Source organism: Paracoccus zhouxuedongae, assembly GCF_041927815.1.
Lineage (GTDB): Bacteria > Pseudomonadota > Alphaproteobacteria > Rhodobacterales > Rhodobacteraceae > Paracoccus.
Window position 1 is genome coordinate 155,601 of record NZ_JBHFHM010000007.1, and the last position, 25,496, is coordinate 181,096.

Below are 25,496 nucleotides of genomic sequence, written 5' to 3' on the forward strand. Positions count from 1 at the left end.
ACAAGAACCATAAGAGCAGATCATGGCCGACGACCTTTTGTCCCCCGCGCAGGAAACCTATGACGCCTCATCCATCGAGGTGCTTGAGGGGCTTGAGCCGGTGCGCAAGCGGCCCGGCATGTATATCGGCGGCACCGACGAACGCGCGCTGCATCATCTGGTGGCCGAGATCCTGGACAATGCGATGGACGAGGCGGTCGCCGGTCACGCCAGCCGCATCGAGGTCGAGCTGGCCGCCGATTACACCGTCACCATCCGCGACAATGGCCGCGGCATTCCCATTGACCCGCACCCGAAGTTTCCCGGCAAATCCGCGCTTGAGGTGATCTTGTGCACGCTGCACGCGGGCGGCAAGTTCTCGGGCGATGCCTACCAGACCTCGGGCGGGTTGCACGGGGTCGGGGCCTCGGTCGTCAATGCGCTGTCCGACAGCATGGTGGTGCAGGTCGCCCGCAACCGCGAGCTTTACGAACAGCGGTTCTCGCGCGGGATCCCGCAGGGGCCGGTCGAAGAGATCGGCGCCGCCCCGAACCGGCGCGGCACCAGCGTCAGCTTTCACGCCGATGAACAGATATTCGGCCACCACCGCTTCCGCCCAGGCCGGATGATGAAGATGGTGCGGTCGAAAGCCTATCTGTTCTCAGGCGTCGAAATCCGCTGGAAATCCGAGATCCCCGATGGCGACATGCCGATGGAGGCGACCTTCCATTTCCCCGGCGGGCTGTCCGATTACCTGATCGAGACGCTTGAGGGTGCGACGACCTATGCCGACCGCCCGTTCGCGGGCAAGGTCGGCTTTCAGGAAAAGTTCGGCGTGCCGGGCAGCGTGGAATGGGCAATCAACTGGACGCCCGCGCGCGACGGCTTCATCCAGTCCTATTGCAACACCGTCCCCACGCCCGAGGGCGGCACGCATGAGGCGGGCTTCTGGGCCGCGATCCTCAAGGGTATCCGCGCCCATGGCGAACGCGCCGGCAACAAGAAGGTCGCCAATGTCACCCGCGACGACCTGCTGACCGGCGGCTGCGCCCTGGTGTCCTGCTTCATCCGCGAACCCGAATTCGTCGGCCAGACCAAGGACCGCCTGGCCACGGTCGAGGCGCAGCGGCTGGTCGAGGGCGCGGTCAAGGACCATTTCGACAACTGGCTGGCCGCCGATCCGAAATCGGCCGGCGCGATCCTGGATTTCCTGATCCTGCGTGCCGAGGAACGCCTGCGCCGCCGTCAGGAAAAGGAAACGCAGCGCAAATCCGCGACCAAGCGGCTGCGGCTGCCGGGCAAGCTGGTCGATTGTTCGGCCACCAACCGCGACGGCACCGAATTGTTCATCGTCGAGGGCGACAGCGCCGGTGGCAGCGCCAAGATGGCGCGCGACCGGGCGAAACAGGCGCTGCTGCCCCTGCGCGGCAAGATCCTGAACGTGCTGGGCGCGGCCAGCTCCAAGCTGGGGCAGAACCAGGAAATCAACGACCTTTGCCAGGCGCTTGGTGTCGGCATGGGCACCAAGTTCAACGTCGACGATCTGCGCTATGACAAGATCATCATCATGACCGATGCCGATGTCGACGGCGCCCACATCGCCAGCCTGCTGATGACGTTCTTCTTTACCCAGATGCGGCCCTTGATCGACCGCGGGCATCTGTATCTGGCCTGCCCGCCGCTGTATCGGCTGACGCAAGGCGCGCAGCGGGTCTATGTCGGGTCGGATGCCGAAAAGGACGATCTGATGGCGGCGGGCCTTGGCGGGCGCGGCAAGATCGACGTGCAGCGATTCAAGGGCCTGGGCGAAATGGACGCCAAGGATCTGCGCGACACCACGATGGACCCCAACACCCGCCGCCTGATCCGCGTCAGCATCGACGACGACCCCGATGCCGGCGATCTGGTCGAACGGCTGATGGGCAAGAAACCCGAACTGCGGTTCGAGTTCATCACCGAGCGCGCCCGCTTCGTGGAAGAGCTTGACGTCTAGACCTTTCTGCGGCTGCATCACGTCACGTCCATTCGTCGCAGAACGGCAGGCTGCCGGTTGCCTTGCGCAACAATATTGCGTGATGATATGGGGGATCAGGCCATTTCGGACCGTCCGCGCGGCGGCCGTCCGGTGCGGTCGGGAACAGCCGCGCGCATCGCGCGAAACGAAAGGGAGACGCCGTGAAGATCGGGGCACCGAAGGAAATCCATCCGGGCGAGGCGCGCGTCGCCATCACACCCGAAAGCGCCGCGCAGTTGCATAAGCTGGGCCATGAAACCTTCGTCGAATCCGGGGCGGGCAAGGCGGCCGGCTTTTCGGATGCCGATTATCAGGCGGCGGGCGTCACCGTGGAAAAGACCGCCGCGGCGCTGTTCAAGGCGGTCGATGTGGTGGCCAAGGTCCGCCCCCCCGAGGAGGTCGAGGTCAAGCGCCTGAAGCAGGGCCAGACGCTGATCTCGTTCTTCTATCCCGCGCAGAACAAGGATCTGATGGATCTGGCCAACCGCCAGGGCGCCAGCGTCATCGCCATGGACATGGTGCCGCGCATCTCGCGCGCGCAGAAGATGGATGCGCTGTCGTCGATGGCCAATATCGCGGGCTACCGCGCCGTGATCGAGGCGGCGAACAACTTTGGCCGGTTCTTCACCGGTCAGGTGACGGCGGCGGGCAAGGTGCCGCCGGCAAAGGTGCTGGTCGTCGGCGCGGGCGTCGCGGGTCTGGCCGCGATCGGCACCGCCGTCAGCCTGGGCGCGGTCGTGCATGCCTTCGACGTGCGCCCCGAGGTGGCCGAACAGATCGAATCGATGGGCGCCGAGTTCGTGTTCCTTGAGTTCGAACCGGCCCAGGACGGCGCGGCGACGGGCGGCTATGCCGCCCCCTCATCCCCCGAGTTCCGCGAAAAGCAGTTGGCGAAGTTCCGCGAACTGGCGCCGCAGATGGATATCGTCATCACCACCGCCCTGATCCCCGGCCGCGATGCTCCCGTCTTGTGGACCAAGGATATGGTCGAGGCGATGAAGCCCGGCAGCGTCATCATCGACCTCGCCGCCGAAAAGGGCGGCAACTGCGAACTGACCGTCCCAGAGCAGAAGATCGTCACCCCGAATGGCGTGACCATCGTCGGCTATACCGACTTCCCGTCGCGCATGGCGACCCAGGCGTCGAACCTTTATGGCAACAATATCCGGCACATGATGGCCGATCTGACGCCCGGCAAGGACGGCCAGATCGTGCATAACATGGAAGACGACGTGATCCGCGGCGCGACCATCGCGCATCAAGGCGCCGTCACCTTCCCGCCGCCGCCCCCCAAGGTGGCCGCGATTGCCGCCGCCAAGCCCAAGGACAAGCCGAAAGAGCTGACCCCCGAGGAACGTCGCGCCCAGGAAACCGCCGCCTTCAAGGCCCAGACCCGCAGCCAGGTCACGCTGCTGGCCGTCGCCGGTCTGGCGATGCTGGCGGTCGGCATGGTCGCCCCCGCCAGCTTCCTTCAGCATTTCATCGTCTTCGTGCTGTCGGTCTTCATCGGCTTCCAGGTGATCTGGAATGTCAGCCATTCGCTGCATACGCCGCTGATGGCGGTGACGAACGCCATTTCCTCGATCATCATCGTCGGTGCGCTGATGCAGATCGGTTCGGGGTCGTGGCTGGTCGTGATCCTTGCGGCGCTGTCGGTGCTGATGGCCGGGGTCAACATCTTTGGCGGCTTCCTGGTCACGCGCCGGATGCTGGCCATGTTCCAGAAATCGTAAGGGGATCGTCATGGCAAATCTGATCGAACTTCCCGCCATCGCGGTCCATGACCTGCCGGCCTATGGGCTGACGACGGCGGCCTATGTGGTGGCGGCGGTGCTGTTCATCCTGTCGTTGGGCGGCCTCTCGGGCCAGGAAAGCGCCAAGCGCGCGGTGTGGTATGGCATTGTCGGCATGGGGCTGGCGGTGGTGGCCACGCTGATCGGGCCGGGCGCGGGCAACTGGTTCCTGTCGCTGGTGATGCTGGCGATTGGCGGCGCGGGCGGCTGGTATGTCGCCAAGCGCGTGCAGATGACCGAGATGCCGCAGCTTGTGGCGGCCATGCACAGCCTGGTGGGCCTCGCCGCGGTCTTTGTCGGCTATAACGCCCATCTTGAGATGATGCGCGTGCTGCGCCTGCGGGCCGAGGATGCCGCCTATGTCTTCAAGGGCTTCGCCGCCGTGCTGGCCCACAAGACTCCGGCCGAACTGACCATGCTGCGCGCCGAGGTGTTCCTGGGCGTGTTTATCGGTGCGGTGACCTTCACCGGCTCGGTCGTGGCCTTTGGCAAGCTGGCCGGCCGCATCGACGGCAAGCCGAAAAAGCTGCCGGGCGGACATATGCTGAATGCCGGTTCGGCGGCGCTGTCGCTGCTGTTCATGGTGCTTTACATGAACGGCGCGGGTATCTGGACACTGCTCTTGATGACGCTGCTGGCGCTGTTCATCGGCTATCACCTGATCATGGGCATCGGCGGCGCCGACATGCCGGTGGTCGTGTCGATGCTGAACAGCTATTCCGGTTGGGCGGCGGCGGCCATCGGCTTCACCCTGGGCAATGACCTTCTGATCGTGGTCGGCGCCCTGGTCGGCTCTTCGGGCGCGATCCTGTCCTATATCATGTGCAAGGCGATGAACCGGTCGTTCATCAGCGTGATCCTGGGCGGCTTTGGCGGCGAAACCGGCCCGGCCATGGCGATCGAGGGCGAACAGATCGCCATCGACGCCGAGGGCGTGGCGGCGGCGCTGAACGAGGCGGATTCGGTCATCATCGTGCCGGGCTATGGCATGGCGGTGGCCCAGGCCCAGCAAAGCGTGTCCGAGCTGACCCGTAAGCTGCGCGCCAAGGGCAAGGAGGTCCGCTTCGCCATTCACCCGGTCGCAGGCCGCCTGCCGGGCCATATGAACGTGCTGCTGGCCGAGGCGAAAGTGCCCTATGACATCGTTCTGGAAATGGACGAGATCAACGAGGACTTCCCCAATACCGACGTGGTGATCGTCATCGGCAGCAATGACATCGTGAACCCGGCCGCGCAAGAAGACCCGAACAGCCCCATCGCCGGGATGCCGGTGCTGGAGGTCTGGAAGGCGAAACAGGTCTTCGTCAGCAAGCGCGGCCAGGGAACCGGCTATTCCGGGATCGAAAACCCCTTGTTCTACAAGGAAAATACCCGGATGTTCTATGGCGATGCGAAAAAGTCGCTCGATGGCCTGCTGCCGATGATCGACTGAAGCAGGCGGGGGGCGACTGCCCCTTGCCAGATCGCGGACGGAGGGGGCTTCGCGCCCCCTCCGAACCACCCCCGCGGAGTATTCATGAACAGAAGAAAGCCACTTCTTCTGTTCCTAAATACTCCCGCCGGAGGCTCTGCCATCGCCGCAGCGATGCGGCCGGGGATCATATGATGACCGATATCGACCATCCGCAACGCTATGCCCTGGTGAATGAACTTCACGCGCGGCCCTCGCCCCGGTTGAGCGCCCCCTGCGAGGCCGTGTATCTGGCCTTCAAGGAGCCGCGCGATGCCGCCAGCCGCGACCGCGCGCGCGACCGGGCGCATCTGGCGGCACTGACGGGTGAGGCGGTCGGCGATGACGCGACCCATGACATGCGGCAGATGGGCGGCGCGGTGATCCGCTGGGAAAGCTATGCCGAGTTCGTCAGCTATACCGCCTTCCGTGACGGGCTGACCCAGCCGCCGTTTGACCCGGCCCAGGCCGCGATCTTCCCCGAGGATTGGCAGGCCGTCGCGCCGGGCAAGCGGTTGGCCTCGGTCCTGGTGCGGGTCGAGGACATGCCCGAGGATCCGGGCGCGGTCGACGCCCGCATCAGCGACTGGTTTTCCGCCGACAGCCTGACCGCCGCGACGGCCATCGACGGTGCGGCCATCATCGCCACCGATTTCCGCATCGACCCCGCCGGCCACATGCGCTTTGCCGTCTTCGTTCGCCCCGGCACCGGGCCGGGGCGCATCGGCCGCATCGTCCAGCGGCTGCTGGAGATCGAAACCTATCGCGCCATGGCGATGCTGGGCCTGAAACGTGCCCGCGACGTGACCGCGCGGCTGAATGCGATCGAGCCGGAACTGGCGGCGCTTGTCGAGCACATGGCCGATCAGTCGCGCCCGTCGGAAGCCACGTTGCACGACCTGCTGGGCATTTCGGCTCGGCTGGAAAGCCTGGCGATGCAGCTGTCCTTCCGCTTCGGCGCGACCCCCGCCTATGAGGCGATCGTGCATGACCGGATCCGCGGCCTGCGAGAAGAGCGTTTCGCCGGTCGCCAGACCTTTGATGAGTTCATGTCGCGCCGCTTTGAACCGGCGATGCGCACCGTCCGCAGCGCCGAGCGCAGGCTTCAGGCGATGATCGAACGCGCCGCGCGGGCCGGTGAGTTGCTGGGCACGCGGGTCGATGTCGAACGCGCCGCGCAGAACCAGAACCTTCTGGAAAGCATGGATGCGCGCGCCGATCTGCAACTGCGGCTTCAGGAAACGGTCGAGGGCCTGTCGGTCGTGGCGATCAGCTATTACGCCGTCAGCCTGGCGGGCTATCTGCTTTATCCGCTGGCCAAGCCCCTGCACATCAGCAAGGAAGTGATGCTGGCCGGCATCGTCCCCCTTGTCGTCATCTGTGTCTGGCTTATGGTGCGGCACATCAAGAACCGCATCCACTAAGGACAGATCATGCGCAAGACCTTGAAAACCCTGACCATTCTGGCCGCGCTGACGGCGCTTGCGGGCTGCGGTGTGCCGTTCGTGCCGTTCATCTGATGCAGATTTGGGGCATCACCACCTGCGACACGGTGCGCAAGGCGCGGGCCGCGCTGCCCGGTGCCGATTTCCGCGACATCCGCACCGATCCGCTGTCCGCGGATGAACGGGCCGAGCTGATCGCGGCCTTTGGCGACACGATCATCAACCGCGCCTCGCTGACCTGGCGCAAGCTGGATGAGGGCGCGCGCGGGCAGGGGCCGGATGCGCTTTTGTCCGCCCATCCCACGCTGATGAAGCGCCCGGTGATCCGCGACGATCAGGGCCGCCTGCATCTGGGCTGGACCAAGGCGGTGCAGGCCGATCTGGGCGTCGCCTGATCCCATGAAAAACGGCCCGCGCAACGCGGGCCGTTCGCGCGCATGGGGCGCCGATTACAGCAGTTGCAGATCGCTGGCCGAGGCGCGCCCGTCGCGGCCCGACTGCAATTCATAGCTGACTTTCTGGTTGTCGTTCAGCCCCTTCAGGCCCGCACGTTCGACAGCCGAGATGTGCACGAACACATCCTTGCCGCCGTCATCGGGCGCGATGAAGCCATAACCTTTGGTGGTGTTGAACCATTTCACGGTGCCGGTGGCCATCCGTCTTCTCCCTTTCAGTGATCCCGGTTGCAACGCGCGACCGGGCCGTGCAGCCAGGCCTTCGGTCGTCCGGCATGCCCCGAAAGGGGAGGCGGTAGAAAGTCTGAAGTCACGCAAGCCAAAGCGTGACAGATTCGCCTGCAAAGGCAAGAAAAATCCGTCGCTCTGGCTGCGTGACCCGCAGATTGGACGAAACGGTTCAGGTCTCGGTCGGGCGCAGATCGGGCGGCAGTGCATCGCGCGCCAGTTCCGCCACCAGATCATCCAGCGCCATCGTCCGCGACCCGTCCTGCCCCAGACGGCGCACCGAGACGCTGCGGCTTTCGACCTCGCGCCCGCCCAGTGCCAGGATCACCGGCACCTTGCCGACCGAATGTTCGCGCACCTTGTAGTTGATCTTTTCGTTGCGCGTATCGGCCTCGGCCCGGACACCGGCGCGGCGCAGGGCCTCGACCACTTCGGTGACGTAATCATCGGCATCCGACACGATCGAGGCGACCACGACCTGACGCGGGGCCAGCCAGAAGGGCAGCTTGCCTGCGTGGTTTTCGATCATCATACCGATGAAGCGTTCAAAGCTGCCCAGAACCGCGCGGTGCAGCATGATCGGGCGATGGCGGTTGCCATCCTCGCCGATATAGCTGGCATCCAGACGTTCGGGCAGGTTCGGGTCCAGTTGCAGCGTGCCGCACTGCCAGTCGCGCCCGATGGCGTCGGTCAGCACGAATTCCAGCTTGGGCGCATAAAAGGCGCCCTCGCCGGGGAAGATCTCATAGCTGTGGCCGGCGGCGGTGACGGCATTGGCCAAAGCCGCCTCCATCCGGTCCCAGCTTTCCTCGCTGCCCACCCGCTTTTCCGGTCGCGTGGACAGTTTGATGCGCCACGTCTGAAAGCCCAGATCGGTATAGATCTGCGACAGGAATTCGATGAACTTCCGGCTTTCGGCCTCGACCTGATCGAAGGTGCAGAAGATATGCGCGTCGTCCTGGGTAAAGCCGCGCACCCGCATGATGCCATGCAGCGCGCCCGAAGGTTCATAGCGCGCGCAGGATCCGAATTCGGCCATGCGCAGGGGCAGGTCGCGATAGGATTTGATGCCGACATTGAAGATCTGCACATGGCAGGGGCAGTTCATCGGCTTCAGCGCGTTGACGGTTTTCGTCTTGGCATGTTCCTCATCGACTTCGACGATGAACATGTTTTCCTGATAGTTGTCCCAATGGCCACTGGCTTCCCACAGCTTGCGGTTCACCACCTGCGGGGTGTTCACCTCGACATAGCCGCCCGCGCGTTGGCGGCGGCGCATGTAATCCTGCAACTGGGTGTAGATCGTCCAGCCGTTCGGATGCCAGAACACCTGGCCCGGCGCCTCCTCCTGCATGTGGAACAGGTCCATCTCGCGGCCCAGCTTGCGGTGGTCGCGCTTGGCTGCCTCCTCCATCATCGTGGTATAGGTCTTCAGCTCATCGCGGTTACGGAAGGCCACGCCGTAGATGCGTTGCAGCATGGGGCGGGTGTTGTCGCCCAGCCAATAGGCGGCGGACACATGCGTCAGCTTGAAGGCATCGGCGGGCAGTTGGCCGGTGTGCTGCAAATGCGGGCCCCGGCACAGATCCTGCCAGTCGCCATGCCAATACATGCGGATATCCTGGCCTTCGGGGATGCGGTCGATCAGCTCGATCTTGTAGGGCTCGCCCGCTGCCTCATAATGGGCGATGGCACGGGCGCGGTCCCAGACCTCGGTGCGGATCGGGTCGCGGGCGTTGATGATCTGCTTCATCTTCGCCTCGATCGCGCCCAGATCCTCGGGGGTGAAGGGTTCGGCGCGGTCGAAATCGTAAAACCAGCCGTTATCGCGCACTGGGCCGATGGTCACCTTGACGTCGGGCCACAGCTCTTGCACCGCGCGCGCCATCACATGCGCCAGGTCGTGCCGGATCAGTTCCAGCGCCGGAACCGGGTCTTTCAGCGTGTTGATCGACAGCCGCGCGTCGCGGGTGATCGGCCAGGCCAGATCCCAATGCGCATCGTCAAGCTGGGCCGAGATCGCGGCCTTTGAAAGGCTCGGGGCAATGGATTGCGCCACCTCGGCGGCGGTGATGCCTGCGGGATAGCTGCGGATATTGCCATCGGGGAATGTCAGGGAAATATCGGCCATCGTGCCGTTCTCCTCGTCGGTTTGGCGCCCACGGAACGCCCGGTTGCGGGTATGTGGCGGCGTGATGCGCCCTTTGCGCGTCCCTGTCAACCGGGGTAAGGGTGGCGGGGACGGATGAGTATTTGGGCAAAGCGGAAATGGGCTTCCTCTTTGTCCAAATACTCAAGCCACATCGCCATCCGCGCAGGGGAAAGAATGATGCCGCAGTTCCTTGACACCGCCAGCGGGCGCCGCCTGGCCCATCACAAGACCGAAGGGTGCGGCCCGACCGTGGTGTTTCTGGGCGGGTTCAAATCCGACATGGAGGGGACCAAGGCCCTCGCTTTGGAGGCCTGGGCGCGGGCGCGGGGGCAGGCCTTTCTGCGCTTCGATTATTCCGGGCATGGGCAATCCTCGGGCGCGTTCACCGATGGCTGCATCGGCGATTGGGCGGCGGACGCGCGGGCCGCGATTGACGCGCTGACCGAGGGGCCGGTGGTGCTGGTCGGATCATCCATGGGCGGCTGGATCAGCCTGCTGATCGCGCGCGATCATCTGGGCGCGCGGCTGGCCGGCCTTGTCACAATCGCCGCCGCCCCGGATTTCACCGAAGCGGGCTTCTGGGCCGGGTTCTCAGATGCCGAGCGTGCGCAGGTGATGGATGAGGGCCAGATCGCGCTGCCCAGCGATTACGGCGATGAGCCCTATGTCATCACCCGCCGCCTGATCGAAGATGGCCGCGATCATCTGGTGATGACAGAGGCGCTGCATCTGCCCTGTCCGGTGCGGCTGTTGCAGGGCACCGATGATGCCGATGTGCCGATGGATTGGGCGCTGGATCTGCTGGATCACGCCACCGGGCCGGACATCCGCCTGACCCTGGTCAAGGGCGCCGACCACCGCTTTTCAACCGATCCCTGCCTGCGGCTGATCGAGACCGCGGTGGCCGAGGTGCTGACATGCGCCGGTTGATGGGCGCGGCGGCCTTTGGCGCGCTGCTGGTCGGCGCGGTCTTTGCCATCGGCCCGCGTGAGCCGGTCCATCTGACCCCGCGCGCCGGGGCCGCCGATCTGGGTGCGGACCTTGCCGCCGACATTGCCGCGCATGAGGCGGGGGTCGATCCCGATCTGGCGGCGCGCGTGATCTGGGCCGGGGCGCCGGGCGCCCAGACCGACTGGGCGGTGATCTATCTGCACGGCTTTTCCGCCACGCCGCAGGAAATCCGCCCGGTTCCCGACCGGGTGGCGGCTGGCCTTGGCGCGAACCTCTATTTCGCGCGGCTGGCCGGGCATGGCCAGGGTGGCGACGCGATGGCTGGCCCCACCGTGCGCGACTGGATGGACGACACGGCGCGGGCCTTGGCGATCGGGCATCGGCTGGGGCGGCGGGTGCTGGTCATCGCCACCTCGACCGGCGGGACGCTGGCGGCCGAGGCCGCGCGTCAGCAGGGTCTGGGCGGGCAGATCGACGCCCTGGTGCTGATCTCGCCCAATTTCGGGCTGAACAGTTCGGCGGCGACGATTCTGACCTGGCCCTTTGCGCGCCATTGGGGGCCGCTGGTTGCCGGGCGGGAACGCTGCTTCGACCCGATCAACGCCGATCATGCGCGGTTCTGGACGACCTGCTATCCGACGGTCGCACTGTTTCCGATGGCGGCTTTGGCTGATCACGCGGCGCGGGGCGATTACGCGGATGCGCGCCAGCCGCTTCTGGTGCTGACCGCAGGGGCCGATCAGGTGGTCTCGCCCGCGACGACCGCGCAGGTCGCGGCCCGCTGGGGTGGGCCGGTCACAGCGCAGCAGCTTGTGATGGGGCCGGGCGATGATCCCTATGCCCATGTGATCGCGGGCGACATCCTTAGCCCCTCGCAGACCGGGCCGGTCAGCGATCTGATCCTGGATTGGGCGCGGGCCATCGACTGACCCGCGCCCGGTCTTTCAGCGTTCCGGCAGCAGCCCGCGCGGCGCGAAACGCAGCACCAGAAGCAGGATCAGCCCCATCGTCAGCAGGCGCATATGCGCGGCGCTGTTCAGCAGGTGCGATTTCAGCCAGCCCTCGGCCATGCCCGAGGTGACAAGCTGCATCAGCGCGCCACCCCAAGGCTCGACCTTGATCCACAGATACCAGATCAGCATCCCGCCCAGCACCGCGCCCCAGTTGTTGCCCGACCCGCCGACGATCACCATCACCCAGATCAGAAAGGTATAGCGCAGCGGGTTATAGGTGGTGGGCGTCATCTGCCCGTCCAGCGTGATCATCATGGCGCCAGCCAGGCCGATGACGGCAGCGCCCAGGATGAAGATCTGCAAATGCCGGCCGGTGACGTTCTTGCCCATCGCGCCTGCGGCGGTCTCATTATCGCGGATGGCGCGCATCATCCGGCCCCAGGGGCTGCGCAGGGCCAGTTCCGCCAGCACGATCAGCGCCACCAGAACCGCCGCGAACAGGCCCGCGTAAAGCACCTTGACCCAGATGGTCGAAGCGGTCGTGACATCCATCCCCCAACCGGCCGCGCGTTCGACGAATGCCGGGTCGGCTTGCAGCTCGATCTCATAGGGGACGGGGCGCGGGATGCCGACGACGTTCTTGACGCCGCGGGCCAGCCAATCCTCGTTCTTCAGGATGGCCACGATGATCTCGCCGATGCCCAGGGTGGCGATGGCCAGATAGTCCGACCGCAGCCCAAGCGCGGTCTTGGCGACGATCCAGGCGGCCCCGGCGGCAAACAGCGCGCCGACCGGCCAGGCCAGCAGAACCGGCAGGCCAAGCCCGCCGATATGCCCGGCACCCGAGGGGTTGTTCGATTCAATCGCCGCGACCGCCGGGTCCAGCACATAGCGATAGATCGCCAGCCCGACGACCAGCAGCGCCAGCACCGCCCAGGGACGCGCCCGGCTGCGCGACATCCGCCCCCAGGTCCAGATCGCGGCGGCGACGGTCAGCAGGCCGATCGCCAGACCGGCGAACAGCCGCGGCATCCCGGCCTCCCACGCGCCGGGAACCGAGGGCATGGCGATCAACGCCGGTGCCAGCCCGCCAAGCGCGACAAATCCGACGACCCCGGTGTTGAACAGCCCCGCATAGCCCCATTGCATGTTCACGCCCAAGGCCATGATGGCCGAGATCAGCCCCATATTCAGAATGCCCAGCGAGGTGTTCCAATTGCCCGAGAACAGGCTGTTCGAGACCGTACCCTCCAGCACAAAGAGCAGCGCCAATGCCGCAAACAGCACCGGTGCGCGCCAGACCGAACCGGCCGCTTCCTGACGTTTTCCAGCCATGACCAGCCCCCCTAGACCGACTTGCCGCGGAACAGCCCGGTGGGCTTGATCAGCAACACAATGATAAGAATGACGAAGCTGACCGCGAACTTGTATTCGGTGGACAGCAGTTGCAGCATGGAATCGGGCTGCCAGCCCTCTGGCCCCAGATAGCCCACGACCTTGCGGAAGGCATAGGTCACGCCGACTTCCGAGAAGGCCACGACAAAGCCCCCGGCGATGGCGCCCAGCGGGCTGCCCAGGCCGCCGACGATGGCGGCGGCGAAGATCGGCAGCAGAAGCTGGAAATAGTTGAAGGCCTTGAACGACTTGTCCAGCCCGTAAAGCGTGCCCGCGATCACCGCAAGCGCCGAGGCGATGACCCAGGTCATGCGCACCACGCGGTCGGGGTTGATGCCCGACAAAAGCGCCAGATCCTCATTGTCGGAATAGGCGCGCATGGATTTGCCGGTGCGGGTCTTGTTCAGGAACCAGAACAGCACCCAGACGCAGATCGCGGCGGTGACCAGCGTCAGCACCTGGTTGGTGCGCAGGGCCAGGCCTTCGTCCAGCCCCGTCGCCTCGCGGAAGTCGCGGACGTTGATCAGGAACCGGGCGCTGTCGTCGAACTGGATTTCCTCGACGCCGATCAGAAAGCGGGTGACGCCGTTCATTACGAACATCACCCCGATCGAGGCGATGACAAGGATCACCGGATCGGACCGGCGTTGGCGGTAGAACTGATAGACCACCTTGTCGGTCGCCAGCACCAGAAGCGCGGTCACCGCAATGCCGATGGGCAGCGCCAAAAGCGCGGTCGGCAGCGGGCCAAGGCTGATGCCCGCGGCTTGCAGCCCCCAGGTCGCCATGATCGTCGCCGCGGTGCCAAAGGCCATGGTGTCGCCATGGGCAAAGTTCGAGAACCGCAGGATGCCATAGATCAGCGTCACCCCCAAAGCCCCAAGCGCCAGTTGCGCGCCATAGACCGAGGCCGGGATGATGACGAAATTGAGAAGCGCCACCAGGGCGTTGAGAAAGTCCATCACGCGGCTTCCTTGCAATGGCCGACATAGGTGATCGACATCACCGGGTCGGTCAGATGGGTGGTGTAACGCGCCGCACCATCAGCGCCGATGCTGACCAGACGGGCGGGCAGGGTGGTCCCCGCATCCAGCGCAAGCGCGCCGCCGTGACGCTGGCCGCGCAGTTGCGCGGTCTCGGCATCGTCGCGCAGTTCGGCGGTCACGGCGTCCGGCGCATCAGTGACGTTCAGCGTCAGCGCATAGCCCGAGGCGGCGCAATCGCCGTCCAGGCATTCGGTGGCAAAGGCGCAGTCCAGAATCTGCGCCGGACCCGCCACCGCCAGCCCCGGAAGGGCGGCCGCGATCAGCGCGGCAATCGAAAGGTTGCGCATCGCCTAGCCCCCCAGGAAGGTGCGGCGCACCTCGTCATCGGCCATCAGCTCGCGCCCGGTGCCGGTGTATTTGTTGGCGCCCTGCACCAGCACATAGCCGACATCGGCAATTTCCAGAGCCTGACGGGCGTTCTGTTCGACCATCAGGATGGAAATGCCGGTGCGCGCAACCTCGATGATGCGGTCGAACAATTCGTCCATGACGATCGGGCTGACCCCGGCGGTGGGTTCGTCCAGCATCAAGACCTTGGGCTGGGTCATCAGCGCCCGGCCCACGGCGACCTGCTGGCGCTGCCCGCCCGACAATTCGCCCGCATTCTGGTGGCGTTTCTCGCGCAGGATCGGGAACAGCTCATAGACCTGTTCGATGGTCTGGCGGAAATCGTCCTGGCGCAGGAAGGCACCCATTTCCAGGTTTTCCTGAACGCTCATGGTCGGGAAGACGTTGTTGACCTGCGGCACGAAGCCCATGCCTTTGGCCACCCGGTCCTGCGGCGACAGCGCGGTAATGTCCTCGCCATCCAGAACGACGCGGCCCTGGCGCAGGGTCAGCATCCCGAACACGGCCTTCATCGCGGTCGATTTGCCCGCGCCGTTCGGCCCGACGATGACGGCGATCTTGCCGCGTTCGACGGCCAGCGTGCAGCCGTGCAGGATGTCGGCCGCGCCATAGCCGCCGGTCATCGCCTCACCGATCAGGAAGGGGTCGCCAGCGTGCGCCGGGGCGACGGGGCCGGATTTGCGGCTGGTGTCGATGCTGCCCCGGCCATGGGTGTTGACGATGGAAGCGTCGCGGTTGCCGCGCCCGCCGAATTCACTGGCTCCGCTCATGCGCCCACCATGTCCTTGTTTTTCAGGCCGCGGCCCAGATAGGCCTCGATCACGGCCTCGTTTTCCATGATATGCGCGGCGGGGCCTTCGGCCAGCACCTTGCCCTCGGCCATGACGATCACCGGATCGCACAGGCGGCCGATGAAATCCATGTCGTGTTCGATCACGCAGAACGTATAGCCACGCTCGCGGTTCAGCCGCACGATGGCATCACCGATGGTGTTCAGCAGCGTGCGATTCACCCCGGCGCCGACCTCATCCAGAAAGACGATCTTGGCCTCGACCATCATGCAGCGGCCCAGTTCCAGCAGCTTCTTCTGCCCGCCCGACAGGTTGCCCGCCTTTTCATCGGCGACATGGGTGATGGTCAGGAAATCCAGCACCTCATCGGCCTTGGCGCGCAGGGCGCGTTCTTCCTCGCGGATGCGGCCACGGCGGGTCCAGGTGTTCAGGATGCTTTCGCCGGTCTGACCGGCAGGCACCATCATCAGGTTTTCCCGCACGCTCATCGAGGCGAACTCATGCGCGATCTGGAAGGTGCGCAGCAAGCCCTTGTGAAACAGGGCGTGGGGGGGCAGGCCGGTGATGTCCTCGCCATCCATGATGACGCGGCCGCTGGTCGGCTTGTGGACCCCGGCGATGACGTTGAACAAGGTGGATTTGCCCGCGCCATTCGGGCCGATCAGCCCGGTGATCGAGCCGGTGGCGATCTCAAGGCTCGCCCCGTCGACGGCACGGAAGCCGCCGAACTGTTTGCAAAGATTTTCAACCCGGATCATGGGGTCCCCTGATATTCTTCACATCTGATGTGAAGTTCGCCGTTCAACGGCTTGTTTTTATGGAAAAGCAGCCCGGAGATGATCCGGGCTGCCGATCTTGGTCAGGCTTAGTGGAAGGTCACGGTGGTGAACTTGCCATCCTTGACTTCGGTTTCGCGGAAGCTGCCGGCGCTTTCGCCGTTGCCCACGAACTCGACCGAGCTGGCGCCGTCATAGTCGATGTCGGTGCCAGCGGCCAGCAGCTCAAGCCCCTTGGCCAGCTCGCCGGGCAGGATCTTTTCGCCGGGCGCGTTGGCCACGTCCATCACCTTGTCTTTCCAGACTTTCGGATCGGACGAGTTGGCAGCCTGCATGGCCAGCAGCATCAGCGCACCGGCGTCATAGGCCTCACCCGAATAGGGCGAGTTCGGATCGAAACCGGCGGCTTTCGCCATTTCCTCGAACTTGGCGCGGCCGGGGCCGTCCGAGGCCGGGTTGATGCCGATCGAGCCGTCCAGCTCCTTGCCGAACTTTTCTTCCAGACCGCTGCCGACCATGCCGTCGGGCAGGACGAACTTGTCGAACGCGCCCTGATCGATCGAGCCGCGCAGGATGCCCGCGCCGCCCTGGTCGGCGTAACCCGCCACGACCAGCGCCTGACCACCACCGGCGGCCAGTGCGCCGACTTCGGCCGAGTAATCCGCCTTGCCATCGTCATGCGGCGCCGAAACGGTCACCTTGCCGCCCTTGGCCGCGAAGGCCGCGGCAAAGCTGTCGGCCAGGCCCTTGCCATAGTCGTTGTTGGTAAAGGTGACGGCGACTTCCTTGATGTCCTTGGCGATCAAGAGATCGGCCAGAACTTCGCCCTGACGCGCGTCCGAAGGCGCGGTGCGGAAGAACAGCCCGCCATCTTCCAGGTTCGACAGCGCGGGCGAAGTGGCCGAGGGCGAGATCATGACAACGCCGTTCGGCATGGCGACGTTCTGCAACGAGGCCGTCGCCTCGCCCGAGCACATGCCGCCGACGATACCCTTGACGCCTTCGGTGGTGATCAGCTTTTCGACGCCCGCGGTGGCCGCGGCGGCATCGGTGCAGGTGGAATCGCTGCGCACCGCGACAACGGTGGTGCCGCCCAGCAGCTTGCCTGATTCCGAGACCTCTTTATAGGCCAGCTCGGCGCCGCCCGCCATGTGCGGGGCCATGGATTCCAGCGGGCCGGTGAAGCCCAGCGAGACACCCATCTTGATCTCTTCGGCGCTGGCGGCGCCCGCAACCAATGCGGCGACCGAGGCCAGAAGCAGTTTTTTCATGTTGTAACTCCCGTGTTGGAACAAGTTCCTGTCGGCGACATTAACGTGGCCGACAGAAAAGAAAAGCCGCAACGGGTGTTTTGAACCGATCTGTTCGCGCGCCGGGAAAAGCGGCGGTCTTAGTCCAGATCGTCGTCGAAGGTTGCATCGGCCATCGGGCCGATCTCGACCTCGGGCGCCTCGTCCTCGGGTCCGCCAAGCGCGCCGCGTTCGCGGTAAGGCGTGCTGCCATATTGCGCGCGGTAGCATTTGGAAAAATGCGACGGGCTGGCAAAGCCGCAGGCAAGCGCCACCTCGATCACCGGAAGATCGGTCTGCATCAACAGGTTACGCGCCTTGGCCAGACGGATTTCCATGTAATAGCGTTTCGGGCTGCGGTGCAGATAGCGGCGGAACAGCCGTTCCAGCTGGCGCGTCGACATGCCGACCTGTTCGGCCAGGATCGCCGGGCTGATCGGGTCTTCCAGGTTCGCCTCCATCCGGCCGATCACCTGCGCCAGCTTGCCATGGCGCACGCCGATCCGGGTGGGGATCGACAGCCGCTGGCTGTCCTGGCCGGTGCGGATGGTGGTATAGATCAATTGGTCGGCGACGGTCGCGGCCAGTTCCTCGCCATGGTCGGTGGCGATCAGGCGCAGCATCAGATCGGTCGAGGCCATGCCGCCCGCGCAGGTCAACCGCTTGCCGTCGATCACGAAGACCGACTTGACCAGTTCGACCCGCGGAAAATCCTCGGCGAAACCGTCCTGATTTTCCCAGTGGATCGTGGCGCGGCGATCCTCGAGCAGGCCCGCGCGGGCGAGCGCCCAGGCGCCGGTGCACAGCCCGCCCACCGGGCCGCCGCGACGGGCGCGGGCGCGCAGCCAGTTCAGCACCGGCCGCGTCGTCGCATCGGCCACGTCGATGCCGCCGATCACCAGAATCGTATCGTCGGGCGTCAGGTCGTCGGCGTCATCGGCGCCAAGCCCGCCATCCAGCCCGATGCGCGCGCCATTGGAACAGCGCGCCTCAAGCCCGCCTTCGCCCAACAGCCGCCATGTATAAAGCGTGCGCCCGGCGGCGCGATTGGCCAGCCGCAGCGGCTCGACCGCGCCGGCCAGCGACATCATCGTGAAGCGGTCCAGAAGGACGAAGAAAAAGCGGCGTGGCTTGGACATGATCGCCAGTCATCCTGCTTTTGCCGCGACCTTGCAAGGGGGGGCGTGGAGGCCGCCGGGCACTTCGCAGGCGCGGCGTTTGCGCGAACGGGAACGGTTTGCAACCCCCCGGCGGGCTGGCTATAAGCACGCGCAGATCATGTGGGGGTTGCCATGGCGCAGGCTTGGACGAAATCGGATTGGCGGGCGAAGCCGCGGGTGCAGATGCCCGATTACCTGGATGCTGACGCCCTGGCGCAGGTCGAGGGGCAACTGGGCAAATACCCGCCGCTGGTCTTCGCCGGTGAGGTGCGCCGCCTGAAGCGGTCGCTGGCCGAGGTCGCGGCGGGCCGCGCCTTCCTGTTGCAGGGCGGCGACTGCGCCGAATCCTTCGCCGAGTTTTCCGCCGACAACATCCGCGACACGTTCAAGGTGCTGTTGCAGATGGCGGTCGTGCTGACCTGGGGCGCCAAACTGCCGGTGGTCAAGGTCGGGCGCATGGCCGGGCAATTTGCCAAGCCGCGCAGCGCCCCGATGGAGGCGATGGGCGGGGTCGAGCTGCCCAGCTATCGCGGCGACATCATCAACGGCTTCGACTTCACCCCCGAAGCGCGCATCCCCGATCCGGGCCGGATGCTGCAAGCCTATACCCAGGCCGCCGCCAGCCTGAACCTGCTGCGCGCCTTCTCGACCGGCGGTTATGCCGACATGCACCGCGTGCAGACGTGGATCGCCGGGTTTGCCGAAGGCGCCGAGGCCACCCGCTACCGCGAGATCGCCACCCGCATCGCCGACACGATGGAGTTCATGCGGGCGACCGGCGTGACCTCGGACAATGTGCCGGAACTGGGCAGCGTCGATTTCTACACCAGCCACGAGGCCCTGCTGCTGGAATATGAAGAGGCTCTGGCCCGCATCGACAGCACCACCGGCCTGCCGGTCGCGGGGTCGGGTCACATGATCTGGATCGGTGACCGCACCCGCCAGGTCGATGGCGCGCATGTCGAGTTCTGCCGGGGCGTGCAGAACCCGATTGGGCTGAAATGCGGTCCCTCGATCAGCGAAAGCGATCTCAAGGCGCTGATCGCCAAGCTGAATCCGGCGAATGAACCGGGTCGGCTGACGCTGATCGCGCGGTTCGGGGCGGGCAGCGTCGGCGACCACCTGCCGCGCCTGATCCGCGCCGTGCAAGAGGAAGGCGCGAATGTCGTCTGGACCTGCGACCCGATGCACGGCAACACGATCAAATCGGCCTCGGGCTTCAAGACCCGGCCCTTTGAATCGGTGCTGCGCGAAGTGCGCGAGTTCTTCGCGGTTCACAAGGCCGAGGGCACGATCCCCGGCGGCGTGCATTTCGAGATGACCGGCCAGGATGTCACCGAATGCACCGGCGGCGTGTCGGCGGTGACGGATGAGGATCTGTCCTCGCGCTATCATACCGCCTGCGACCCGCGTCTGAACGCCAGTCAGTCGCTGGAACTGGCCTTCCTGGTGGCCGAGGAATTGCAGGACCGGCGCCGGTCGGAATTGGCTGCGGCGCTGTAAGCTGCTGGTATGAAAAGAAAAACGGGCCGTCCGAGGGGGCGGCCCGTAACTTTTGGCACTCAGGTGACAATATGGAACCGGGCGCGGCGTCCCTCGGGTGTGTCGGGGCCGGGGCCGCGCGGAGCTGGCCGGAGAGCGGCCGGGGGCGCTTCGGCCTGCGGCGGGGCTTGGGGTGGGGCAGCTTTCGGCAGATCGGGGCGCGGCCCGGTCGGCGCACCGGGGATCACCGCAAAGGCTTGGGCCGTGGCGATGCCAAAGCGGCGCGGCGCGCGGCCCGGCGGGCCTTCGGCGATCAGGCAGCCAAGCGCGCGCGTCACATCGCCCAGATCGGACCGCAGCGGCATCAGCAGCATCCGCGCGGGCAACGCGGGGCGGCCGAAACCCGGTTCGGCCTCAAGCCGAAGTTCGACAATCTCGGGGCCGGAAAAGACTTGTTCCAGAAGGGCTTGCAGCCTTGACCTCGCATCCGGTGTGAAGAAAGATGCCAGCGGCATCCCGCGCACCTCCATCCCCATCAGGTCGTTCAGATGCATCCCGGCGATGCGGAACCGTGCATGGCCCGCCGCCACCCGTTCGAGGATGAAGGCATATTCCAGCGTGCGTTCGATCGCGCGAGGGTCGATCTGGGCGCGTTCGGGCACGGCGCGGCCGCGCAGCAGGCCCTGCCAATAGCTGCGCAACTCGGTGATGGTGCGATGCGCGATCCGGCGGTCGAAATCGGCCAGCGGCAGGATGCGGGGATCCCCCGGCGGCGGTTGCCCCACCGTGCCGCCGTTCTGTTCCCCGCCGCCGTGAAAATCCTGACCCATGACCCTGTTCCTTCACCGACCCGTCCGCCATCAGCCTTGGGCCTGCGCCGATCATAGCCGATCCGGGCCGGGATTTCAGGACTTTCTTGCCAAATAGTTAACGCAGTCCCGTTGCCCCCGCAGCCCCATGCACCTTGACCTTGGCCCATCGCTGCGGGATGGAAGGGCAGGCTGACGGAGGCTGCGCATGACCCAAGACCCGACCCGCGCCACACCCATTGCCCTGGAACGGCGGGGGCTTTTGCTGATCCTCTCCTCGCCCTCGGGCGCGGGGAAATCCACCCTGTCGCGGCGGCTGATGGACTGGGATCCCAGCATGTGCTTTTCGGTCAGCGCCACCACGCGCCCGCCGCGCGCGGGCGAGGTCGACGGGCAGCATTACCATTTCCTGACCCTCGACCGGTTTCGGACGCTGGTCGATAGCGGCGGGATGCTGGAACATGCGCAGGTCTTTGGCAATTTCTACGGCAGCCCGCGCGCCCCGGTCGATGCGGCGATGGCGCGGGGCTGCGACACGCTGTTCGACGTCGACTGGCAGGGCGGCCAGCAGATCCGCAACTCGGCGCTTGGGCGCGATGTGGTGTCGGTCTTCATCCTGCCGCCCTCGATTGCCGAACTGGAACGCCGCCTGCGGGCGCGCGGGCAGGATAGCGACGCGGTGATCCGGGCGCGGATGGACAAGTCGATGGCCGAGATCAGCCACTGGGCCGAATATGATTACGTGCTGGTCAATGACGATATCGACGCCTGTTTCGACGACCTGACCGCCATCATCCGGGCCGAGCGGCTGAAGCGCGACCGCCGCACCGGGCTGACCCCGTTCCTGCGCGCATTGGACAAGGAAGCGTCATGATCTTTGAACTGGATGGCCACCGCCCGCAGATCGCGGAGGACGCCTTTGTCGCCCATGACGCCAATCTGATCGGCAAGATCGTCGTGGGGCCGCGCGCAAGCATCTGGTTCGGCTGCACGCTGCGCGGCGACAATGAGGTGATCAAGGTCGGGGACGGGTCGAACCTTCAGGAAAACGTGGTCTGCCATACCGACATGGGCTTTCCGCTGGTGATCGGCGCGAATTGCACCATCGGCCACAAGGCGATGCTGCACGGCTGCACCATCGGTGACGGCGCGCTGATCGGCATGGGCGCGACCATCCTGAACGGCGCGATGATCGGCGAAGGCTGCCTGATCGGCGCGGGCGCCCTGGTGACCGAGGGCAAGGTGATCCCGCCCGGATCGCTGGTGATGGGCGCGCCGGGCAAGGTGGTGCGCGATCTGGACGAGGCCGCGCGCCAGCGGCTGATCGCCAGTGCGCTGCATTATCAGCACAACGCCGCGCGCTTCCGCGCCGGGCTGAAGCGGATCGACTGAGATGGACGGATTGCTGACCGCCAGCCTGCTGGAGGCCCTGCCGGTGCCGGTCATCCTGACCGATGCCGAGGCGCGGATCATGGCCGCCAATGCCGCGATGCGCGCCTTTCTGGGCGATGATCTGGTGGGGCGGCCCTTCGTCACCGTGCTGCGCCAGCCCGGCATCAATGCCGCGTTGGAGGCGGTGCTGGCGGGCCAGGGGCCGCGCGGTCTGCGCACCACCATTGCCGGCCCCACGCGCGAGATGGTGGCCGATGTCAGCGCCTCGCGCGTCGAGGGGACGGCCGGGCAGGGCGCGCTGATCGTCTTGCAAGACACGACCGCGCTGGAACATGCCGAGGCGATGCGGCGGGATTTCGTGGCCAATGTCAGCCATGAATTGCGCACGCCCCTGACCGCGCTGATGGGTTTCATCGAGACCCTGCGCGGGCCTGCGCGCGATGATGCCGCCGCGCGCGACCGGTTCCTGACGATCATGGAGCGCGAGGCCGGGCGGATGAACCGGCTGGTGGCGGATCTCTTGTCGCTCAGCCGGGTCGAATCCGAGGAACGCCGCCGCCCCGCCGCGCGGCTGGATCTGGCGGCGCTGATCCGGGGCTGCGCGTTGACGCTGCGCCCGCAGGCCGAGGCGGCAGGCGTCAGCTTCGCCAGCGAGGGTCTGGGCGATCCCGTCCCAGTGCCGGGCGATGCTGACCAGTTGACGCAGCTGTTCACCAACCTGATCGAGAACGCGCTGAAATACGGCGCATCGGGCGGCGAGATCCGCCTGCGCCTGACCCGCATCCCGCGTGAGCCGGTGCTGCGCGGCCCCGCCATCCAGGTCGAGGTCATCGACAAGGGCGAGGGGATCGACCCGATCCACCTGCCGCGCCTGACCGAACGCTTTTACCGCGTCGACACCCACCGGTCGCGCGAAAAGGGCGGCACAGGGCTGGGGCTGGCCATCGTCAAGCACATCATCAACCGCCATCGCGGGCGGCTGAAGATCACCAGCCGCAAGGGACATGGCAGCACCTTCACCGTGCTCTTGCCCGAGACGGCGAGCCTGCCCGGCGACGGGTGATCCACCCAAGGAATATCTTGACGACACCGGCCCATGCGTTGAAAAGCGCGATGTTGGCGGTAACATTCGCTGAAATTGCCCGTTTTTGCCCGAGGATCGTTTCCCGTGACCCAATCCGCAGCCCCCGTTTCTGCCCCCGTCTCTGCCCCCGTCTCTGCCGCAGAATTGACCCAGGCGATCCGCCATCACCTGACCTTCACCATGGGCAAGGATGAGGCCCATGCCAGCCTTTACGACTGGCGGATGGCCTTGTCCTTCGCGCTGCGCGACCGGATCGTGGCGCCCTGGTTCGCGGCCACGCGCAAGGCCTATGACAACGGGTTGAAGCGGGTCTATTACCTGTCGATGGAGTTCCTGATCGGCCGCCTGATTGAGGATGCCGCGATGAACCTGGGGCTTTACGATATCGCGCGCGATGCGCTGACCGGGTTGGGTCAGGATTTCGACGCGGTGGTCAAGGATGAACCCGATGCGGCGCTTGGCAATGGCGGGCTGGGGCGGTTGGCGGCCTGCTATCTGGAAAGCATGGCGACGCTGGGTTGCCCCAGCTATGGCTATGGCATCCGCTATGAACATGGCCTGTTCGCGCAGGATTTCGACCATGGCCGCCAGATCGAGCGCCCCGAACACTGGCTGAGCCAACGCCACCCGTGGGAGTTCGAGCGCCCCGAAGCCACCTATCGCGTGACCTTTGGCGGGCATGTGTCGAACAACTATTGGCACCCCGCCCAATCGGTTCTGGCCGAGGCCAGCGACACCCCGGTGATCGGCTGGCAGGGCCGCTGGGCCAATACGCTGCGGCTGTGGTCGGCCAAGGCCGAACATGGCTTTGACCTGGCGCGGTTCAACGCCGGGGATTACGCGGCGGCGGCGGCGCCCGAGGCCTTCGCGCGCACGCTGTCGCGGGTGCTTTACCCTGATGATACGACCTGGGCGGGCAAGGAATTGCGGCTGAAGCAGGAATATTTCCTGACCTCGGCCGCCGTTCAGGACATCCTGCGCCGCTATCTGGATCACCATACCGACCTGACGCGGCTGCCCGATCACGTCGCCATCCAGATGAACGATACCCATCCCGCCATCGCCGGGGCGGAGCTGGTGCGGATCCTGCATGATATCCACGCCGTCGATTTCGCCCCCGCGCTGGAGATCGCGACCCGTTGCCTGGGCTTTACCAACCACACCCTGCTGCCCGAGGCGCTGGAATGCTGGCCCGAGGATCTGATGCGTCAGGTGCTGCCGCGTCATCTGGACATCATCGCCCGCATTGATGAGGCGCACCGTGCCGCCCATCCGAACCGCCCCGGCCATGTCGGCGCGCTGCGTGACGGGCAGGTGCATATGGGCGATCTGGCCTTCATGACCGCGCACAAGGTGAATGGCGTCTCGGCTTTGCATACCGATCTGGTGAAGTCGCAACTGTTTCCCGATCTGGGCGCGCTGCATCCGGGCCGCATCGTCAATGTGACCAATGGCGTGACCCCGCGCCGCTGGCTGCGGCTGGCCAACCCCGGCCTGTCGGCGCTGATCACCGAGGCGATCGGCGCGGGATGGGAGGCGGACCTGGACCGGCTGGCCGAACTGAAGCCCCTGGCCGATGACGCCGGTTTCCGCGCCGATTTCCGCCGCGCCAAGGCCGCGCGGAAAGAGGCCGTGGCCCCCTGGTTGTCGGTGGTGGCGGGGGCCGGGGTCAACCCGGCGGCGATGTTTGACGTGCAGGTCAAGCGGATCCACGAATACAAGCGTCAGTTGATGAACATCCTGCAAGCGGTCGCGGATTGGGACCGGATCAAGGCGGGGCAGGGCCGGGGCGTCCCGCGCCTGCGGGTGTTCGGCGGCAAGGCCGCGCCGGGCTATGCCATGGCCAAGGACATCATCCGACTGATCAATGACGTGGCGCGCACGGTGAATGCCGATGCCGCGACCCGCGATCAGCTACTGATCGCCTATCCGGCCAATTACAACGTCACCATGGCCGAAAAGCTGATCCCGGCGGCGGACCTGTCCGAGCAGATCTCGACCGCGGGGAAAGAGGCATCCGGCACCGGCAACATGAAATTCGCGCTGAACGGCGCGCTGACCATCGGCACGCTGGACGGCGCCAATGTCGAGATCCGCGATCATGTGGGGGCCGAGAACTTCATCCTGTTCGGCATGACCGCCGATCAGGTGCAGGAGCGCCGCCAGATCGCTGGCCATGCCGCGCAGGCGATTGCCGCCAGCCCGGTGCTGCAACGGGTGATCGCGCTGATCGAGGCGGGCACCTTCAACCCCGACGATCCGGCGCGCTATCACGGGCTGATGGGCAATCTGCGCCACCACGACTATTTCATGGTGGCATCGGATTTCGATGCCTATGACGCGGCCCAGGCCGAGGCCGACCGCCGCTTTGCCCAGCCCGAGGAATGGGCGCGCCAGGCCATCCTGAATGTCGCAGGCATGGGCTTTTTCTCGTCTGACCGGGCGGTTCGTGCTTACATGAAAGACATCTGGGGGGCCGAGTCGGCGCTTTAGGGTCACGGGCA

The 25,496-nt window shown here is 65.8% G+C and carries 22 protein-coding genes; 12 read left to right on the plus strand and 10 right to left on the minus strand.

Annotated features, from left to right (window positions below; genetic code table 11):
• Nucleotides 1-22: 22 nt before the first annotated feature.
• The 5 genes from parE to ACEYYA_RS10335 all read left to right on the plus strand — a co-directional run bounded on the left by parE (nucleotide 23) and on the right by ACEYYA_RS10335 (nucleotide 7,076).
• The gene (gene parE, locus ACEYYA_RS10315) at nucleotides 23-1,972 is read left to right on the plus strand and encodes a DNA topoisomerase IV subunit B (protein WP_374800304.1); all 1,950 of its coding nucleotides are present in this window, start codon (nucleotides 23-25) and stop codon (nucleotides 1,970-1,972) included.
• 182 nt (nucleotides 1,973-2,154) lie between these two features.
• Nucleotides 2,155-3,726, plus strand: coding sequence for a Re/Si-specific NAD(P)(+) transhydrogenase subunit alpha (locus ACEYYA_RS10320; RefSeq protein WP_374800306.1), 1,572 nt, complete (start codon nucleotides 2,155-2,157; stop codon nucleotides 3,724-3,726).
• A 10-nt stretch (nucleotides 3,727-3,736) separates the two neighbouring features.
• Nucleotides 3,737-5,218, plus strand: a complete 1,482-nt coding sequence (locus ACEYYA_RS10325) for an NAD(P)(+) transhydrogenase (Re/Si-specific) subunit beta (RefSeq protein WP_374800308.1) — start codon at nucleotides 3,737-3,739, stop codon at nucleotides 5,216-5,218.
• Nucleotides 5,219-5,388: 170 nt separating this feature from the next.
• Nucleotides 5,389-6,660 carry a DUF3422 family protein gene (locus ACEYYA_RS10330; RefSeq protein WP_374800310.1) on the plus strand — a complete coding sequence of 424 codons (1,272 nt, stop codon included), beginning with the start codon at nucleotides 5,389-5,391 and terminating at the stop codon, nucleotides 6,658-6,660.
• A gap of 95 nt (nucleotides 6,661-6,755) precedes the next feature.
• Nucleotides 6,756-7,076, plus strand: coding sequence for an arsenate reductase family protein (locus ACEYYA_RS10335; RefSeq protein WP_374800312.1), 321 nt, complete (start codon nucleotides 6,756-6,758; stop codon nucleotides 7,074-7,076).
• A gap of 54 nt (nucleotides 7,077-7,130) precedes the next feature.
• Here ACEYYA_RS10335 and ACEYYA_RS10340 read toward each other — a convergent pair whose 3' ends face one another.
• Complete coding sequence (locus ACEYYA_RS10340) at nucleotides 7,131-7,337, minus strand: cold-shock protein (RefSeq protein ID WP_374800314.1); 207 nt, start codon at nucleotides 7,335-7,337, stop codon at nucleotides 7,131-7,133.
• Nucleotides 7,338-7,536: 199 nt separating this feature from the next.
• Nucleotides 7,537-9,495, minus strand: coding sequence for a threonine--tRNA ligase (gene thrS, locus ACEYYA_RS10345; protein ID WP_374800316.1), 1,959 nt, complete (start codon nucleotides 9,493-9,495; stop codon nucleotides 7,537-7,539).
• Nucleotides 9,496-9,693: 198 nt separating this feature from the next.
• Here thrS and ACEYYA_RS10350 point away from each other — a divergent pair, with 198 nt between their 5' ends.
• Together ACEYYA_RS10350 and ACEYYA_RS10355 are read left to right on the plus strand one after the other, a co-directional pair.
• The gene (locus tag ACEYYA_RS10350) at nucleotides 9,694-10,446 is read left to right on the plus strand and encodes an alpha/beta hydrolase (RefSeq protein WP_374800318.1); all 753 of its coding nucleotides are present in this window, start codon (nucleotides 9,694-9,696) and stop codon (nucleotides 10,444-10,446) included.
• Nucleotides 10,434-11,396 (plus strand): alpha/beta hydrolase, encoded by a 963-nt coding sequence (locus tag ACEYYA_RS10355; protein WP_374800319.1) that lies wholly within the window; start codon nucleotides 10,434-10,436, stop codon nucleotides 11,394-11,396. The genes ACEYYA_RS10350 and ACEYYA_RS10355 overlap by 13 nt, the downstream gene beginning before the upstream one ends.
• Before the next feature lie 15 nt (nucleotides 11,397-11,411).
• On the opposite strand, the gene ACEYYA_RS10360 is transcribed toward ACEYYA_RS10355, so the two are convergent.
• The 7 genes from ACEYYA_RS10360 to ACEYYA_RS10390 all read right to left on the minus strand — a co-directional run bounded on the left by ACEYYA_RS10360 (nucleotide 11,412) and on the right by ACEYYA_RS10390 (nucleotide 18,204).
• Nucleotides 11,412-12,755 (minus strand): branched-chain amino acid ABC transporter permease, encoded by a 1,344-nt coding sequence (locus ACEYYA_RS10360; protein ID WP_374800321.1) that lies wholly within the window; start codon nucleotides 12,753-12,755, stop codon nucleotides 11,412-11,414.
• 11 nt (nucleotides 12,756-12,766) lie between these two features.
• Nucleotides 12,767-13,777, minus strand: a complete 1,011-nt coding sequence (locus ACEYYA_RS10365) for a branched-chain amino acid ABC transporter permease (RefSeq protein WP_374800323.1) — start codon at nucleotides 13,775-13,777, stop codon at nucleotides 12,767-12,769.
• A complete protein-coding gene (locus ACEYYA_RS10370) occupies nucleotides 13,777-14,148 on the minus strand; it encodes a hypothetical protein (protein WP_374800325.1) in 372 nt (123 codons plus the stop codon). Before ACEYYA_RS10370 ends, ACEYYA_RS10365 begins: the two co-directional genes overlap by 1 nt.
• A gap of 3 nt (nucleotides 14,149-14,151) precedes the next feature.
• On the minus strand, nucleotides 14,152-14,979 hold the full coding sequence (locus tag ACEYYA_RS10375; RefSeq protein WP_374800327.1) for an ABC transporter ATP-binding protein: 828 nt from the start codon (nucleotides 14,977-14,979) through the stop codon (nucleotides 14,152-14,154).
• Nucleotides 14,976-15,758: an ABC transporter ATP-binding protein gene (locus ACEYYA_RS10380; RefSeq protein ID WP_374800329.1), complete on the minus strand. Its 783-nt coding sequence runs from the start codon at nucleotides 15,756-15,758 to the stop codon at nucleotides 14,976-14,978. The genes ACEYYA_RS10375 and ACEYYA_RS10380 overlap by 4 nt, the downstream gene beginning before the upstream one ends.
• A 107-nt stretch (nucleotides 15,759-15,865) precedes the next feature.
• On the minus strand, nucleotides 15,866-17,047 hold the full coding sequence (locus ACEYYA_RS10385; protein WP_374800331.1) for an ABC transporter substrate-binding protein: 1,182 nt from the start codon (nucleotides 17,045-17,047) through the stop codon (nucleotides 15,866-15,868).
• Nucleotides 17,048-17,166: 119 nt separating this feature from the next.
• Complete coding sequence (locus ACEYYA_RS10390) at nucleotides 17,167-18,204, minus strand: GlxA family transcriptional regulator (RefSeq protein ID WP_374800333.1); 1,038 nt, start codon at nucleotides 18,202-18,204, stop codon at nucleotides 17,167-17,169.
• A 153-nt stretch (nucleotides 18,205-18,357) separates the two neighbouring features.
• Here ACEYYA_RS10390 and ACEYYA_RS10395 point away from each other — a divergent pair, with 153 nt between their 5' ends.
• Nucleotides 18,358-19,728, plus strand: a complete 1,371-nt coding sequence (locus ACEYYA_RS10395) for a class II 3-deoxy-7-phosphoheptulonate synthase (protein WP_374800335.1) — start codon at nucleotides 18,358-18,360, stop codon at nucleotides 19,726-19,728.
• Between the two features lie 59 nt (nucleotides 19,729-19,787).
• On the opposite strand, the gene ACEYYA_RS10400 is transcribed toward ACEYYA_RS10395, so the two are convergent.
• Nucleotides 19,788-20,537 (minus strand): PAS domain-containing protein, encoded by a 750-nt coding sequence (locus ACEYYA_RS10400; RefSeq protein WP_374800337.1) that lies wholly within the window; start codon nucleotides 20,535-20,537, stop codon nucleotides 19,788-19,790.
• A 223-nt stretch (nucleotides 20,538-20,760) separates the two neighbouring features.
• Here ACEYYA_RS10400 and gmk point away from each other — a divergent pair, with 223 nt between their 5' ends.
• The 4 genes from gmk to ACEYYA_RS10420 all read left to right on the plus strand — a co-directional run bounded on the left by gmk (nucleotide 20,761) and on the right by ACEYYA_RS10420 (nucleotide 25,485).
• Nucleotides 20,761-21,390 (plus strand): guanylate kinase, encoded by a 630-nt coding sequence (gmk, locus tag ACEYYA_RS10405; RefSeq protein ID WP_374800413.1) that lies wholly within the window; start codon nucleotides 20,761-20,763, stop codon nucleotides 21,388-21,390.
• Entirely contained in the window at nucleotides 21,387-21,908 is a 522-nt protein-coding gene (locus ACEYYA_RS10410; RefSeq protein WP_374800339.1) for a gamma carbonic anhydrase family protein, read from the plus strand. Before gmk ends, ACEYYA_RS10410 begins: the two co-directional genes overlap by 4 nt.
• Before the next feature lies 1 nt (nucleotide 21,909).
• Nucleotides 21,910-22,971, plus strand: a complete 1,062-nt coding sequence (locus ACEYYA_RS10415) for a sensor histidine kinase (protein ID WP_374800341.1) — start codon at nucleotides 21,910-21,912, stop codon at nucleotides 22,969-22,971.
• Nucleotides 22,972-23,136: 165 nt separating this feature from the next.
• Entirely contained in the window at nucleotides 23,137-25,485 is a 2,349-nt protein-coding gene (locus tag ACEYYA_RS10420; protein WP_374800343.1) for a glycogen/starch/alpha-glucan phosphorylase, read from the plus strand.
• The last annotated feature ends 11 nt before the right edge of the window (nucleotides 25,486-25,496 follow it).

Bases quoted from the DNA above. Each gene is read 5' to 3' on its own strand.
- thrS (WP_374800316.1), bottom strand. From the start codon at position 9,495: ATGGCCGATATTTCCCTGACATTCCCCGATGGCAATATCCGCAGCTAT.
- ACEYYA_RS10400 (WP_374800337.1), bottom strand. From the start codon at position 20,537: ATGGGTCAGGATTTTCACGGCGGCGGGGAACAGAACGGCGGCACGGTG.
- ACEYYA_RS10385 (WP_374800331.1), bottom strand. From the start codon at position 17,047: ATGAAAAAACTGCTTCTGGCCTCGGTCGCCGCATTGGTTGCGGGCGCC.
- ACEYYA_RS10390 (WP_374800333.1), bottom strand. From the start codon at position 18,204: ATGTCCAAGCCACGCCGCTTTTTCTTCGTCCTTCTGGACCGCTTCACG.
- ACEYYA_RS10380 (WP_374800329.1), bottom strand. From the start codon at position 15,758: ATGATCCGGGTTGAAAATCTTTGCAAACAGTTCGGCGGCTTCCGTGCC.
- ACEYYA_RS10410 (WP_374800339.1), top strand. From the start codon at position 21,387: ATGATCTTTGAACTGGATGGCCACCGCCCGCAGATCGCGGAGGACGCC.
- ACEYYA_RS10340 (WP_374800314.1), bottom strand. From the start codon at position 7,337: ATGGCCACCGGCACCGTGAAATGGTTCAACACCACCAAAGGTTATGGC.
- ACEYYA_RS10370 (WP_374800325.1), bottom strand. From the start codon at position 14,148: ATGCGCAACCTTTCGATTGCCGCGCTGATCGCGGCCGCCCTTCCGGGG.
- ACEYYA_RS10350 (WP_374800318.1), top strand. From the start codon at position 9,694: ATGCCGCAGTTCCTTGACACCGCCAGCGGGCGCCGCCTGGCCCATCAC.
- ACEYYA_RS10365 (WP_374800323.1), bottom strand. From the start codon at position 13,777: ATGGACTTTCTCAACGCCCTGGTGGCGCTTCTCAATTTCGTCATCATC.
- ACEYYA_RS10375 (WP_374800327.1), bottom strand. From the start codon at position 14,979: ATGAGCGGAGCCAGTGAATTCGGCGGGCGCGGCAACCGCGACGCTTCC.
- ACEYYA_RS10330 (WP_374800310.1), top strand. From the start codon at position 5,389: ATGATGACCGATATCGACCATCCGCAACGCTATGCCCTGGTGAATGAA.
- ACEYYA_RS10415 (WP_374800341.1), top strand. From the start codon at position 21,910: ATGGACGGATTGCTGACCGCCAGCCTGCTGGAGGCCCTGCCGGTGCCG.
- parE (WP_374800304.1), top strand. From the start codon at position 23: ATGGCCGACGACCTTTTGTCCCCCGCGCAGGAAACCTATGACGCCTCA.
- ACEYYA_RS10335 (WP_374800312.1), top strand. From the start codon at position 6,756: ATGCAGATTTGGGGCATCACCACCTGCGACACGGTGCGCAAGGCGCGG.
- ACEYYA_RS10360 (WP_374800321.1), bottom strand. From the start codon at position 12,755: ATGGCTGGAAAACGTCAGGAAGCGGCCGGTTCGGTCTGGCGCGCACCG.
- ACEYYA_RS10355 (WP_374800319.1), top strand. From the start codon at position 10,434: ATGCGCCGGTTGATGGGCGCGGCGGCCTTTGGCGCGCTGCTGGTCGGC.
- ACEYYA_RS10395 (WP_374800335.1), top strand. From the start codon at position 18,358: ATGGCGCAGGCTTGGACGAAATCGGATTGGCGGGCGAAGCCGCGGGTG.
- ACEYYA_RS10325 (WP_374800308.1), top strand. From the start codon at position 3,737: ATGGCAAATCTGATCGAACTTCCCGCCATCGCGGTCCATGACCTGCCG.